The sequence below is a fragment of the Sutcliffiella halmapala genome (genome assembly GCF_050107295.1).
Taxonomy (GTDB): domain Bacteria; phylum Bacillota; class Bacilli; order Bacillales; family Bacillaceae_I; genus Sutcliffiella_A; species Sutcliffiella_A halmapala_A.
This window is the reverse complement of sequence record NZ_JBNIKR010000010.1, coordinates 73,566-87,214: the sequence shown is the minus strand read 5'-3', so window position 1 is coordinate 87,214 and position 13,649 is coordinate 73,566. Positions and strand designations below refer to the sequence as shown.

Below are 13,649 nucleotides of genomic sequence, written 5' to 3'. Positions count from 1 at the left end.
GATATTTACCTAATCATACCATATTCCCCTATAATCTAGGAGGTATTCAGCTTCATTTTTGCCTGATAGGTTGCGGGAAATCAAGTATTAAGGATAGCCTTATTTAAGGCAATAAACTTTATGAAAAAAAAGCAAAAAATAACCTTTCCGCTCCACCTACATATGCTTGTTTTACCATAACTGCAACTCCATGTCCGCTTGCCGATAGTAGATCAGGGCATGTCCTATTTTTTCAATAAAAAATCCTCCCTCAGTCTAATGTTTGAGGGAGAGCAATACCAATATACTGTTAAACCATTTATTCTTTTATCGTAACACCGTATTCTGTAAACCATACGTGAATTTGTGCAAGATGCGCCAATAATTGGGGACCTGTCATCAGCTGACCAAACCAGGGAACCTGAAAAGCTTTTCCTTCAGAATCGACAATCTGCTGCAGTTTTTCCTTTTGGAAGAATTCAAGCAATGGCGTCTGTTTATATTGAAGAATTTCATTCAACCATTTTTTAACTCCTTGCGTATAGATCGGATGATGGGTTTTGGGGTAAGGACTCTTCTTACGGTACAGTACCTCATCAGGCAATACACCCTCCAGTGCTTTTCGAAGCAGACCTTTTTCCCTGTTGCCATGCATCTTCATTTCCCACGGGATATTCCAGACATACTCTACAATGCGGTGGTCAGCAAAAGGTACTCGCACCTCGAGGCTCGCTCCCATACTCATTCTGTCTTTGCGATCAAGCAATGTCGTCATGAACCAAATCATATTCAGGTAAAATAGCTCTCTTCTCCGTGCCTCCAAACTGCTCTCGCCATCTAAACGCGGAGTTTCTGCAACCGTCTCTTCAAAACGGGCTGTAATATAATCGTCCAGTTGCAGCTTTTTCTTCCATTCCGGACGAAGCAGGTCCATTCTCGCATCCGTTGATCGCATCCAAGGGAAATTCTTTGCAGCAAGGTCCTCAGGTCGATGGAACCAAGGATAACCACCAAAAATTTCATCGGCGCACTCTCCGGATAGACTTACCACATAATTCTGTTTGATTTCCCTGCAGAACCACAACAGGGAGGAATCGATATCCGCCATCCCCGGCTGATCGCGCACAAGCACAGCCTCTCTCAGATTCGCCACCAAGTTATCCTGTGAGATGACGGAGTAATGGTGGACCGTTCCAAAGGACTCTGTCATTTTCCGAATCCAATATTCATCCGAGTTTGGCTGGAATTCATTGGCTTTAAAATATTTATCATTTTCTTCATAATCGATGGAATAGGTGTGTAATGGAGATTTTCCTTCTTCTTTGAATGCATTTGCGGCAATCGCTGTAATAGCGCTCGAGTCCAATCCCCCTGATAGAAAAGTACATACAGGAACGTCTGAAACCAATTGTCTGGTAACGGCATCCGTAAAAAGTGCGCGGACCTTTTCCACCGTTTCATCAAAGCTATCCGTATGCGGATTGCTTACTACATTCCAATAGCGGCTGATTTTAAGCCCTTTTCTGGAATAGGTTAATAGATGGGCAGGCCGAAGCTCCTTGATATCCTTGAAAAGTCCATGTCCCGGAGATCGTGATGGCCCGAGTCCGAAAATCTCGGCCAAACCGTCATGTCCCACTGCACTTGTAATGGTTGGATGTGCGAGAATTGCTTTTATTTCAGAACCGAATAATAGTTTCCCGTCCTTTTCATGATAGAATAATGGTTTTACCCCCAGGCGGTCCCTGGCAATAAACAATTGCTCCCTCTCCTCATCCCAAACAGCAAAAGCAAAGATTCCATTGAGATGATGAACACACTCCTCCTTCCATTCCATATAGGATGTCAGCAGCACTTCCGTATCGGAATGTCCACTGAAGTTATATCCCTTTTTCAGGAGCTCTTTTCGGATATCCTCCGTATTATACAGCTCCCCGTTGTAGCAGATGGTGAACTGATGACCGTTCTTCTTTCTGGTCATCGGTTGCACGCCCCCCTGGGGATCTACCACTACAAGGCGTTTATGCCCAAATCCCACATGATCCTGCATCCAAATATTTGTATCATCAGGCCCTCTGAACGATAATGTTTCAGCCATTTTTTTAACCGTATGCTCCTCTTGCATGATTGATTTCTGATAATCTATCCATCCAGTAATTCCACACATAGTATGCTTACCACTCCTTTTTTAAAACAGAACAAGGCTTTTTTATACTATGCAATTGGGGCTTATACCATGAATTATTGCTACACATCCATCATTTTTCCATGTTCGTCTTTCTACCATATATTTTTTCAAAAGATGGGGAATGTAAGTAAGTAAGAGAGTCCCTGTTTAAAGGTTTTGAAAGTGGGACAGAATTGGGAAAAGAGAAGATTCCTAAGACTACTATGTTTCGCATTGGAGGAAGCCCTGTGAATCTGCAAAAAAGAAAAAACATCATATACGGACAAAAACGTTCCTATACCTGTGGGACCATCGAGAACATTAATGAGCAGTGGATTTTTTTTGAAGCGGAGGATGATGAAGCCTTTTTGCTGGAGGAAATAACAGAGGACGGAATAGAAGTCTTATTATCCAATGAATGGGTTCCTGGCGTCCTTCTGGAAACAGGAGAGGTATTGCTTCAAACCCAGCATTTATATGAACTGAATAATGGAGATGCGGTCAGAGTCAGAAAACGGCTTCCATTGGCATATATGGAATTTTTGGAAGAACTTTCAGAGGATGCCTTTTTCCATTTTACAAAGCTCCTTAATTCCTCCAAGATTTCTCTTTATGACTGCATCTTTTGCCATAATGCGATGCAATTCATGGAGACCGGCAAAGACCATAAAGGCGTAAATTTCTTTGTCTATGACAATGAAACCTTCATATGCAGTGTGCAGCATCACTTTACAAGAGGAAAGCATCACTCCGACCGTTTCGAATATACGCTACAGACCGGCAAACGCTACTTGTTTACGAACTTGGAGCGCCGGAAAGCGGAATGAAAAGCACCGTTTATCAGCAATTTTGCTGATAAACGGTGCTTTTTCCCTTTATATGAAACTCTGGAGACGCTCCTGGATAAACCTTTCAAACTCTTCCTGCTCACGCGGCTTGGATAGGTGATATCCCTGTGCAACGTCACAGGATAGTTTTTCCAATAACTGCAATTGGTCCTCGGATTCTATCCCTTCTGCAATCACTTTGAGGTTCAACCCTTTCCCCATCGTAACAATTGCATTTACAATAGCTACATCTTTAGAGTCAAAACGGAGATTCTTGATAAAACTCCGATCAATCTTCAAATTATTGATGGGCAAGTCCCTCAAATAGCTTAGCGAGGAATATCCGGTACCGAAATCATCAACCGAAAGCTGGACTCCAAGCTCCTGCAGTTCCTTCATGACCGCTATGCTGTATGTGGCATTGCGGAGCATGACGCTTTCGGTAAGCTCCAGCTGAAGATAGGAAGGTGCGAGACCACTGGCCTCCAATGCCGTTTTCACTTCCTCAATAAACGTTGGCTGCTGGAATTGATGAGCTGATACATTAACGGATATGGTCATATAACCGAGACCTATCTGCTGCCACCTTTTGGCCTCGCGACATGCTGAACGGAGCACCCATATCCCGATATCGGTGATAAGGCCAGTTTCTTCCGCTAATGGGATGAATTCCGCCGGAGAGACCAGACCCAATTTAGGATGATCCCACCGAATCAACGCTTCGGCACCAATCACCCGTTTCGACTGTATATCGATAAAGGGTTGGTAGCAAAGGAAAAACTCGTTCTTTTCCAATGCTTTTCTCAGATAACTTTCAAGCTCAATCCGGAACATTGCCTGGTGGTTCATATCATTGGAATAGAATTTTATGCGATTCCCTCCAAGTTTCTTTGCCTGGTTCATGGCAGCGTCCGCATTCTTCAATAAACTTTCTGCATTCACACCATCACAAGGGAAAAGGCTTACTCCGATGCTTGCTGTGACATAGAATTCCTGCTCATTATAAAGAATAGGCTTATTGATTGTATTCAATAGTACCTGGGCAATGTTGATGACTTCATCAATGCTCTTGTAGTCGGATATAGAAAGGGTGAATTTATCTCCGCCAAACCTGCCGAGATAGCTTTTGTTTGGCAGCATCTTCCTGATTCTGTCAATGATGTGTATCAACAACTTATCCCCTACGTAATGCCCCAAACTATCATTTATGAGCTTAAATCGGTCAAAATCGATGAACAGCACTGCCAGCTTCTGCTTTGATTTGGCTTTTTTGAGCTCTTCCATTTCTTCTGTTAATCGATCACTGAAATTCTGCCTGTTCGGCAAGGCTGTAGCAGCGTCAAAATAAGCCAAGTATGCGACGCGCTCTTCCGCTTTCTTCTGGGCTGTAATATCTCTGCCTATTCCATAGACCCCTGCGCGTTCCCCGTGAACAATAATGGGAATGTGCTTGATCAGATAGGTGCGTTCCTGGCCTTCCCGTTCCATGAGGTCCACTTCATAAGTTTGCTCTATCCCTTGCAAGGCCTGAAAGAAATGATTAGATACCCTTTCCACGTCACTTGGCTTCAAGAAGCTTAACGCACTTTTCTTCAATATCTGCTTTTCGGTGAACCCGAAAATTTCCGAGAATCGGGGGTTGACACTTAGCACTCTTCCGAAAAGGTCAATGGAAAACACAATATCTGAATTGTGCTCAAACAAAGACTTATACCGCTGCTCCGATTTTTCAATACTCTTATTAAGTTTTGCAATATCACGCGAGGACGCATCAACCAAATGTGATAGTGCCAGAACCGCCTTTGTTTCATTCGGCATTTCAAAATCAACCTTCAAAGGGGACCTTTTCTTGATCTCCGTTGATTCGCTCATTGCGAGGGTGATGCTTGAAAAGCTGACGTAATCCACTTGCCCCCTTGAGGAATGATCGATCTCGCCATAAGAAAAGAATCCTATTGTTGGGGCAACCTCCTGCAGTGCAGCAATTTCCTTTTCAACAAAATGACCGAAATATCTTCTTCGTGCCATACAGTTAAAAATAAGGATGGATTCCACCGGTTTATTAACCAGATCTTCTATCTGTAGTTTCGTCGTATCAATAATTCCTTGGGCATCTGCATAGGAAAAGGTGAAGGATTCCCCTTCGTATACCCTTCTATCCACCTTGACTCCACCATCCTCCAAAACCTGTGTAATAAATAAAGGAGTTTTCTTCCCATTTCGGACCGTCATCATGGGAAACTGCGTTCCACTCTGCGGCAGTTCTTTTACAAACTGCTCCCCGAGATATTTTTTCAGAATGGTAAGGGGAGTCAAGTGATTAATGGATTGAATGATGTTCCCTGCTGCACTTGTCATGAGAAATGTGGTGCCAATCTCTTTCCAGCAGTGATTCGATAATGGGTAAACCTCAAGTTCCTCACTATCAAGAGCAATCGCCACTATACCATTGACTGTAATAGTGTCATTCAACCAAACATAGGTCTCCCCAAATTCACCGTTCGCACCTGCCAACGCACCAAATATTTTCGCTTCCATTTTATCTGAATATTGTCCCAGCCCCTGTGCCAACCGATCGTAGTCGAAATGCAGACCATTAGCCAAAAGAAGAACAAGCTTCGTCTTTTCCGTTATCATTTCCTGTACAATCTGCTGCCCTAATTTATCCAAGGCTTGACATTCCTCAAGTGGATACATCGAGGTATGAACACGCGTCTTATCAAATAGCATAAATGAGATGATTATCTTATTCGTGGAAATCACTCCATTGGAAATTTCCCCATCAGTTGAAGCACCTACTATCTGTGCCTGAGGGAGATTCCCTTTGATTTCCTTAATAATTCCATTTAGTTCTTCCTTATCCATAGATCCCGCGTACATATGGACAAGTACCTCAGAATGGGAGTCTATATCATGCTCTTGAATAAAAAGAACTATATCTTTTGGATTGTTGTATGTAAGATTTAAAGTTTTCATAAGCACAAACTCCTATGTGTTCTACATCTTTTTGCAAAACAAGTGCATATTTTACAATTTATTCAGTTTAACTTTACCATAGTTATAGAGTGGAAAACATGTAAAATTGAAAACATTCGTAGAAGAATATTGGGGATGTATGGCAAAAAAAAATGTCTGACATCAATAGATGATGATCAGACATTTTTGTGGAAAATCAGAAGAAGTTCATTCCCATATCCAAACTGAAACCTAAATATAAAACATATGCAAACGCAGCAGCAAAAATGACCCACAGGACTGTGGTGGATTTGCCCTTTCTTGTTCGAACAGAAATCATCTCCATCAGACCGATGACAACAATCCCCATTAACCCTTTAATGACATAGTCCCCTGTAATATTAATGTTCCAAAGCAGAAGTACCCCTGTAACAACAATCAATATGTAGAACAATCGTAAAACCATGGAGACGATTTTGGCACCTTTGGCTTTGCCGCTTTTTTGCAAAGCAATAGCTACAACAAATAGAATCAGTGCAACTGCCCACGTTGAAATATGTGCATGTGTCATGCGTATTTCCTCCTTACATTCAAGTAAAATACAATACTTGTATCATACCATGTTTTGCTAAAAAACCTAAATAAATCGTCTTTTTTCCCTTAATATAAGATTTTGAATTTTAACAATGCTATAATATTTTTGAAAGCCATTACACTGATTAGATGGAGGTATTTCATACATGACCACTAAAACTCACGACATCATCAGCATTACAGAAAAATTTGGAGCAAACAACTATCATCCGCTTCCGATCGTCATTTCCAAGGCGGAAGGAGTTTGGGTGGAGGATCCGGAAGGCAACAAATATATGGATATGCTTAGCGCATATTCCGCTGTAAACCAGGGCCACCGTCATCCAAAGATCATTCAGGCACTGAAAGATCAAGCCGAAAAAATCACATTGACTTCCCGCGCCTTCCATAATGACCAGCTTGGACCGTGGTATGAAAAAGTCGCAGGACTGACAAATAAAAACATGGTATTGCCGATGAACACTGGAGCTGAAGCTGTAGAAACAGCGGTCAAAGCAGTTCGCCGCTGGGCCTACGAGGTGAAGGAAGTGCCTGTCAATCAAGCGGAAATCATTGTTTGTGAGGACAATTTCCATGGACGTACCATGACAGCCGTTTCCATGTCATCAAGTGAAGAGTACCAGGAAGGCTTCGGACCGATGCTTCCGGGAATCAAAGTTATTCCATATGGAAGTATTGAAGCTTTGGAGAGTGCTATCACCCCTAATACAGCTGCATTCATTTTTGAACCGATCCAAGGGGAAGCAGGCATCAACATCCCTGCTGATGGTTTCCTGAAAGCTGCGTACGACGTTTGTAAAGCGAACAATGTCCTGTATGTAGCAGATGAAATACAGGCAGGCCTTGGCCGCTCCGGTAAACTGTTTGCGTGTGACTGGGAAAATGTAGAGCCGGATATGTATATCCTTGGCAAGGCACTGGGCGGAGGGGTCTTCCCTATTTCATGCGTTGCAGCAAACAAGGACATCCTAGGCGTATTCAACCCTGGTTCCCATGGCTCCACTTTCGGAGGAAATCCGCTTGCATGTGCCGTTTCCATGGCAGCCCTCGAAGTCATCGAAGAGGAAAAGCTGGTGGAAAGATCATTCGAGCTTGGCAACTATATGCAAGAAGAATTGCGTAAAATAAACAACCCTATCATCAAAGATATTCGCGGCAGAGGATTGTTTATAGGTGTGGAGTTAACGGAAGCTGCCCGTCCGTACTGCGAGAAGCTGAAAGAAGAAGGACTCCTATGCAAAGAAACACATGAAACGGTGATTCGTTTTGCTCCACCTCTTGTGATTTCACAGGAAGATCTTGATTGGGCAATCGGTAAAGTGAAGAAAGTGCTATCTGTTTAGGATTATAGTAAGAAATTGAACCAGGCACTCCTTAATTTTTGGGAGGAGTGCCTGGTTTTTTATTGTGGATTGGCTGCGGAATTCGGTATTCTATCCAAAACACCGGTTAATCTAGCGAAAACCCCGCTTATTCTATCCACATTTTTGGGTAATCTATCCAAAAACGGATGTAATCTATCCAGACTAGGTAACAATCTATCTACTTTACAATAAATAGGAATTCCGGACTTGCACCGCCAACTTCTATACACAAAAAAGCTTGCTCCTAACACATAAAGTGCGGCAACACGCTCCATACCATCCACAATCCACTCAATTAACTGTATTCGTAAGCTTACCTATCCCTTCTACATATACCTCCACTACATCCCCACGCTTCAAAAACCTTGGTGGATTAAAGCCTTTACCGACTCCGGCTGGTGTCCCGGTTGCAATGATATCGCCCGGTTCCAGCGTCATCCCTTTGGACAACGTGGCAATCATCTCGGATATGGAAAAGATCATCAGGTCAGTTCGAGCATGCTGCCTTATTTCACCGTTAACGCGGGTACTGATTTCAAGATCATGGGGATCATCGATAGCAGACTTATGAACAATAACCGGTCCCATAGGGCAGGATGCATCAAGGCTTTTTCCAAGAAAGAACTGTTTATGACGCGCTTGCATGTCACGGGCCGTAATATCATTGATGATCGTGTAGCCGAAAACGTAATCATAAGCCTCTTCCTCTTTTATCCCTATTCCTTTCTTTCCGATTACCACTGCCAACTCCCCTTCATAGTCTAGCTGGCTTGTCAGACTTTCATGGAGGAAAATATCATCCCCATCCCCAATAACCGAAGTTGGCGCTTTTGTAAAAATCATGATGTGTTCCGGAATGTCCCCTTCGCTTCCCATCTCCAATACATGATCTTTATAGTTTTTTCCGACACACAGTACATTTTTGGCAGGTCGAGGTAGGGGAGCTAAAAGGGTGACCTCCTCCATTTTATAGAAATAGGTTGGCGCCTCCCTCTGTGTTAACACCCAATCTCTTAAATCTGCAGCCTTATCCAGGAAACAATCTCCCAGTTCAATACATCCTTCCAGTGTTTGCGGCAAGGTCTGTACACCATTCTTCACCCGATCCGTTTCATGAAGATCAATGACATACTGTTGTGCTTCGTCTGTTAAGCCTACAAATGTTTTCCCTTTAAACTGTGCAGTAAGAAAATGCATAATGGTTGATCTCCCTTTCCTATCGAAACGTTTTTTGTAGTATTTTGTTATATTATGACTTGTTTTAGCGAAGTCCTTTTTTTCTTTTTCTAACCATGCCATAATTAGGACAATCGATTGCATCTTATAAAAATGGAGTAGAGTCGTATGTTAGCTTTGACAATTGAATTAAAGAGAAAACAAATGATTCATTATGCGAAAGAGTATGGATTTACCGCTGCTGAAACGGTTCAATGCAGTCAGGAGTTAGATGCTTTATTGAACAAACAATGGGAGCAGCAATTGCTTTCCATTCCCATTCATCAATCAAATAACTATTCTTTTGCCCAATAGGAAGATGCGAGATGTTATTCTCGCATCTTTTCATTTGTGCTTTTTCTAAGCGGAGATCTCCTACCATACGTCCCCATTCTCCATAGCCACTCCATTGGACCGTAATGAAAACGGGACAGCCATACCTTGCTCAAAAGTATCTGTACCGCATATACCGCAATAACAAGAAGTAGCCCCTGGAACGGCCGGAAACTTCCATACAGTCCCAATCCATAGCTGTAAAAAATGAAGGTACAGAGCACGGACTGAAACAAATAGTTTGTCAAACTCATTTTCCCTACATATCTCAAAGGAGAAAGCAGTTTAAGAACTATACCCTTCCTTGTTGCAAGGACAATGGTCAGAAAATAGAAAACAGCACTTGCTGGTCCCCCAATAGAATCCTGCAGATAATCCACCGCAAGGTTTTTCCCCGCATAATAAGGAAGCAACTTAAAGACCAATGTTAAAACCAAGGTCAGCACCCATAGCTTTTTAAAGAATCCGAGCTTATCCTCCACCTTTTGAAGCCATTTGGCCTTGGCTGCCGCTGCACCGAAAAGGAACAAGGGTAAGATGGATAGAATAATAAAGACCGAGTTGGCTATATTTACAAATGCCCAGTCTTCCATTCTCTGTCTGGTAATCTCCATGAACGTTCCATTCGCATACACCTCCAGTGACTGCAGCACTGTACCGTGATACCCCTTGTAAACGTTGAAGCCCCCATCCATCATCATCATGGATAGTAACGTTAACAGAGTCAACAGGAAGGTAGGGATGGCAATCAGAAGCATGCCGGTCCATACCATTGCTTTTGATGTCAGGTTTCTCATGAGCAATAACAGAAAACCGGTGATGGCATATGTAATCAAAATATCACCATGCCATATCAGGAATGCATGAATGCACCCTATTGCGAGGAGTACCAATAGCCTTCTGGAAAAATACTTTGGAACGGATAAATTCTTTTCTTTCAGACGGTCCATGAAAATGATGAATCCGTACCCGAACAAAAAGGAAAACAAGGTATAAAAGCTTGCCTGTGCCACTATGTCTACAAAATTTACCGTCCAGATATCCAATCTGTCAGTCCAGTATGTACGCTGGTCCACATAGAGCATTGGCGAAAAAAAAGATGGCATGTTAACCAGGAAAATCCCGAGTATCGCCAAACCTCTAATAATATCTAAAGCAATGATTCTATCTTTCTCTTGTATCGGAGCAGCTTTCATCCTATTCCTCCCATCAAATGATACGTATATTATAGCTGATTTACCTAAATATTCCTATACGAGATATCTCTTATAGAGAATCACCCAATTTCTACTCACCATACCGGGCATTTGTCATAGGATAATAGCAAATGCGCAGGGTAGACCACTTTGTGACGAAATGTTGAAAAGGAGATGCCGAGTATGCCAGCTATCGTCGGAGCTGTAAATGTGAACAGTATAGGGAATTCAGGCATTTTCCATATAGGGGATGTATTTCAGATGTCTCCTTATAGTGCAGCCAAAACATTTGCAGGTTCGGGAAGTTTTAACACTGGAGATAGAGTCACCATAAGCAACACAAATAGTCAGACTAATACGTATGATCAAGATGTCAATGACCAGCCAATTGCATTAAATATGTAATGGCAGAGGGAAACGGAGGATGCAGGATGACCACCAATTTTTTTATCAACCAAAGCATAAACATTCATCAAATCAAGATTGGGGGAGTGACCAACTCCTCCGTTTTTCAAATTGGAAGCGCCGGTGTCATTAAAGCACTTTCCAATTTAAATAATACTGGTGGCTTTACCGGACCTGCACCGACTTCCAGCGCTGCAATACAGCAAGGACAGGAAGAGCAGGTTTCAGATCAGCAAACATATTCCGGACCATTCGTCCCGTTGGAAGGGACAGTCAGAGAGAAAAAATAATCTGGGCATTCACCCAACTACACTCATTTGCATACAGTAGTACTGAATCTCGTATTGCCAATTTGTAAGTGAAAGGGGTGGTCGAATGTACTATAATATTCAGCAATATTTATACGAATCGCAGCAGCAAATGCAGAAATTTTTGGAGATAACTGCTAAGCAGGCAAAGCAGATTACAACCTTGGAAGAGGCTCTCACACAAATGCAGCAGGAGATCATCCGGATCAAAGAAAAACCAAGCATGAATATCGAACGGATTGAATATAAGTTCGACCAATTAAAAGTGGAGACTCTCGAGGGGACTCTAAATATTGGTCTTACACCCGGGTCAGCAGGTGAAATAGAGGATTTTGTCGTCACGCAAAACAACATGGAGGTTCCTGTACCACAAAGGAACCAACAGTTGGCTAAGTCCATTGAATCAAACCTGAGAGATTACCTGACAAAGAACGGCCATCAGGAGATCAGGGATATCGCAAAGATTCAAGGCAAGTCGCTTGAGGAGCACTACTACGACTTCATGATACAGGATGTCTGCAAACAGCTTCCGAAAAGGATAGAACACACGTTAAACCAGTCTACAACCGAAGCAGTGGAAAAAGGGTTGAGTGATGAAAAAATAAAAGAGTTAGCCGAACAGAAATTAAAAGCGGATATGCAACAGGCATTTGTAGCATTTATCCAAAATCTCCCAAATAAAATATAAAGAGTGGTGTTTTCATTGAATTTTAACGTGGTCAATCATGGACTTTATGTTCAGAACATAGATATTCTAGGAGTATCCTCCTCCTCCATTTTCTTGGTTGGAGACACGCAAAATATCTGCCTCTCCTCGTACTTCGACACGCCGGCGGAATCCCTCATAATTGGTCCATTTGTACCGCTGACGGTGGAATAGACAATGAGAATCTCTATGGTCGATGAAGTGAATGTTTTATCGCTTTCATTCAGTTCCTACTTGCATATCGGAGATTCATATTGCATCAATGCAAAAAGCAAGGCCTTGGCTGTGAAAAGGGAATATCCACGCTACTACGGGAATGAGGGCAGTTTTGCCGCATATCCTATTTTCAATATGAATACGCCGACTCCCGTTATAACAGAGAATATAAATACACAAATTTCCAATGTGAATCCAAATATTATTGTAAACAACATTTCTGTTAAAGGTGTGTCCTCTTCATCAATCTTACAGGTCGGATCTTCCAATTCCATTTTTGCCGAAGCAAGGATAAAGCATATACGCCAGCTAATAGGAAGTTCTTCTTCTACCTAGTTGGATGAATAGGAGGGAAATAAATGCCAGCCATTGTAGGGCCAGTTCAAGTAAATAGTGTCGGGGGAGGAACAATGAATTTCGGGGATTCCTTCTATATTTCACCAAAGGAAACCGGCAAAACCCATGGAGGATCGGGTTCCTTTAACACCGGAAATTTTATTATCTCAAATAACGGTTTAAGTGCCACCAATACCATCGACCCTGATGTAAATGACCAGAATATCGCAGCCAATGAATAGTACTAAGCGCATTGCTGAACATATTAAACCCTAAATCATATACTGTACTATCACGTATACAAAAAAGGATGTCTTACATGCCAGCTATTGTCGGTCCTGTAGCAATCAACAGTGTCGGGGGAGGCGTCATCAATTTTGGGGATTCCTTCTACATCTCTCCAAAAAGCGCCTCCAAGACCTCAGCAGGCTCCGGAGCCTTTAACACCGGTAACTTCATCATCACCAACAACGGCCTCAGCGCCACCAACACAATCGACCCAGACATCAACGACCAGGATATCATCGCCAACAATTAGTTTAATTTTTTGTTAAATTCTTAAGTAAAATTTTTAAAAGGGGCCAGACCCCGGCAGGAGTTTCCCCTTTTATGTCGACGTATATTCAAAAGGCCTTGCCCCGAAACCTGGGCAAGGCCTTTTGCTATATGGTTACTTAAAGCTTCCATTAAGCTCACATTGTATTATCTATATTTATCTTCTTTTCTTTCTTTCGTTTGATTTCCGGGTGACCGGTATTCTGGTGGATGGCTGTTTTTGGATCCATTTGAGGAACGAGGCTATCTTCGGATCATCCTGCAGGAGGCCGATCGTATTTAGACGGATAGCCAGTTCAGCATTGGTATATAGAGCATGAATCTGCTTATGGCAGGGGATGCAAAGATCTGCTGTAGGCAGGAATGTTCCGCCCATCTCTTTTGGTGTCAGATGATGGATGGTCGTCTCCACCTGTTCCCGCAGACACAGCTCACATGTTCCAATCGCCTTTTTCTTCTTCCCCATCTGAAAACCTTCCTCCGGTCCATTTCG

General features: G+C 42.5%; 16 protein-coding genes. 10 read left to right on the top strand and 6 right to left on the bottom strand.

Annotation, left to right across the window (positions count from 1 at the left end):
- Positions 1-298: 298 nt before the first annotated feature.
- On the bottom strand, positions 299-2,146 hold the full coding sequence (asnB, locus tag ACQCT5_RS16585) for an asparagine synthase (glutamine-hydrolyzing) (protein WP_499643263.1): 1,848 nt from the start codon (positions 2,144-2,146) through the stop codon (positions 299-301).
- Positions 2,147-2,394: 248 nt separating this feature from the next.
- Between asnB and ACQCT5_RS16580 the strand changes: the two genes are divergently transcribed.
- Positions 2,395-2,973 (top strand): DUF2777 domain-containing protein, encoded by a 579-nt coding sequence (locus ACQCT5_RS16580; protein WP_386641503.1) that lies wholly within the window; start codon positions 2,395-2,397, stop codon positions 2,971-2,973.
- A gap of 48 nt (positions 2,974-3,021) precedes the next feature.
- Here ACQCT5_RS16580 and ACQCT5_RS16575 read toward each other — a convergent pair whose 3' ends face one another.
- Positions 3,022-5,949, bottom strand: a complete 2,928-nt coding sequence (locus ACQCT5_RS16575; protein ID WP_499643261.1) for a bifunctional diguanylate cyclase/phosphodiesterase — start codon at positions 5,947-5,949, stop codon at positions 3,022-3,024.
- 196 nt (positions 5,950-6,145) lie between these two features.
- Positions 6,146-6,499 (bottom strand): YisL family protein, encoded by a 354-nt coding sequence (locus ACQCT5_RS16570; protein WP_499643259.1) that lies wholly within the window; start codon positions 6,497-6,499, stop codon positions 6,146-6,148.
- A gap of 169 nt (positions 6,500-6,668) precedes the next feature.
- Between ACQCT5_RS16570 and ACQCT5_RS16565 the strand changes: the two genes are divergently transcribed.
- Positions 6,669-7,865, top strand: a complete 1,197-nt coding sequence (locus tag ACQCT5_RS16565) for an ornithine--oxo-acid transaminase (protein WP_499643257.1) — start codon at positions 6,669-6,671, stop codon at positions 7,863-7,865.
- Positions 7,866-8,177: 312 nt separating this feature from the next.
- Here ACQCT5_RS16565 and ACQCT5_RS16560 read toward each other — a convergent pair whose 3' ends face one another.
- A complete protein-coding gene (locus ACQCT5_RS16560; protein WP_499643255.1) occupies positions 8,178-9,083 on the bottom strand; it encodes a fumarylacetoacetate hydrolase family protein in 906 nt (301 codons plus the stop codon).
- 147 nt (positions 9,084-9,230) lie between these two features.
- Here ACQCT5_RS16560 and ACQCT5_RS16555 point away from each other — a divergent pair, with 147 nt between their 5' ends.
- Complete coding sequence (locus ACQCT5_RS16555) at positions 9,231-9,416, top strand: aspartyl-phosphate phosphatase Spo0E family protein (protein WP_499643253.1); 186 nt, start codon at positions 9,231-9,233, stop codon at positions 9,414-9,416.
- A gap of 14 nt (positions 9,417-9,430) precedes the next feature.
- On the opposite strand, the gene ACQCT5_RS16550 is transcribed toward ACQCT5_RS16555, so the two are convergent.
- Positions 9,431-10,630 (bottom strand): DUF418 domain-containing protein, encoded by a 1,200-nt coding sequence (locus tag ACQCT5_RS16550; RefSeq protein WP_499643251.1) that lies wholly within the window; start codon positions 10,628-10,630, stop codon positions 9,431-9,433.
- A 183-nt stretch (positions 10,631-10,813) separates the two neighbouring features.
- Here ACQCT5_RS16550 and ACQCT5_RS16545 point away from each other — a divergent pair, with 183 nt between their 5' ends.
- The 7 genes from ACQCT5_RS16545 to ACQCT5_RS16515 all read left to right on the top strand — a co-directional run bounded on the left by ACQCT5_RS16545 (position 10,814) and on the right by ACQCT5_RS16515 (position 13,139).
- Positions 10,814-11,035 (top strand): spore germination protein, encoded by a 222-nt coding sequence (locus ACQCT5_RS16545; RefSeq protein ID WP_499643249.1) that lies wholly within the window; start codon positions 10,814-10,816, stop codon positions 11,033-11,035.
- 26 nt (positions 11,036-11,061) lie between these two features.
- Positions 11,062-11,325 (top strand): spore germination protein GerPB, encoded by a 264-nt coding sequence (locus ACQCT5_RS16540; RefSeq protein ID WP_499643247.1) that lies wholly within the window; start codon positions 11,062-11,064, stop codon positions 11,323-11,325.
- Positions 11,326-11,410: 85 nt separating this feature from the next.
- Complete coding sequence (gene gerPC / locus ACQCT5_RS16535) at positions 11,411-12,031, top strand: spore germination protein GerPC (RefSeq protein WP_499643245.1); 621 nt, start codon at positions 11,411-11,413, stop codon at positions 12,029-12,031.
- A gap of 15 nt (positions 12,032-12,046) precedes the next feature.
- Positions 12,047-12,223, top strand: a complete 177-nt coding sequence (locus tag ACQCT5_RS16530) for a spore germination protein GerPD (protein ID WP_499643244.1) — start codon at positions 12,047-12,049, stop codon at positions 12,221-12,223.
- Positions 12,224-12,226: 3 nt separating this feature from the next.
- Complete coding sequence (locus ACQCT5_RS16525; RefSeq protein WP_499643242.1) at positions 12,227-12,601, top strand: spore germination protein GerPE; 375 nt, start codon at positions 12,227-12,229, stop codon at positions 12,599-12,601.
- A gap of 23 nt (positions 12,602-12,624) precedes the next feature.
- Complete coding sequence (locus tag ACQCT5_RS16520) at positions 12,625-12,843, top strand: spore germination protein (RefSeq protein WP_499643240.1); 219 nt, start codon at positions 12,625-12,627, stop codon at positions 12,841-12,843.
- A gap of 77 nt (positions 12,844-12,920) precedes the next feature.
- Positions 12,921-13,139 (top strand): spore germination protein, encoded by a 219-nt coding sequence (locus ACQCT5_RS16515; protein ID WP_499643460.1) that lies wholly within the window; start codon positions 12,921-12,923, stop codon positions 13,137-13,139.
- A gap of 174 nt (positions 13,140-13,313) precedes the next feature.
- On the opposite strand, the gene hlpB is transcribed toward ACQCT5_RS16515, so the two are convergent.
- Positions 13,314-13,622, bottom strand: a complete 309-nt coding sequence (hlpB, locus tag ACQCT5_RS16510; protein WP_499643238.1) for an HNH nuclease-like protein HlpB — start codon at positions 13,620-13,622, stop codon at positions 13,314-13,316.
- Positions 13,623-13,649 lie beyond the last annotated feature (27 nt).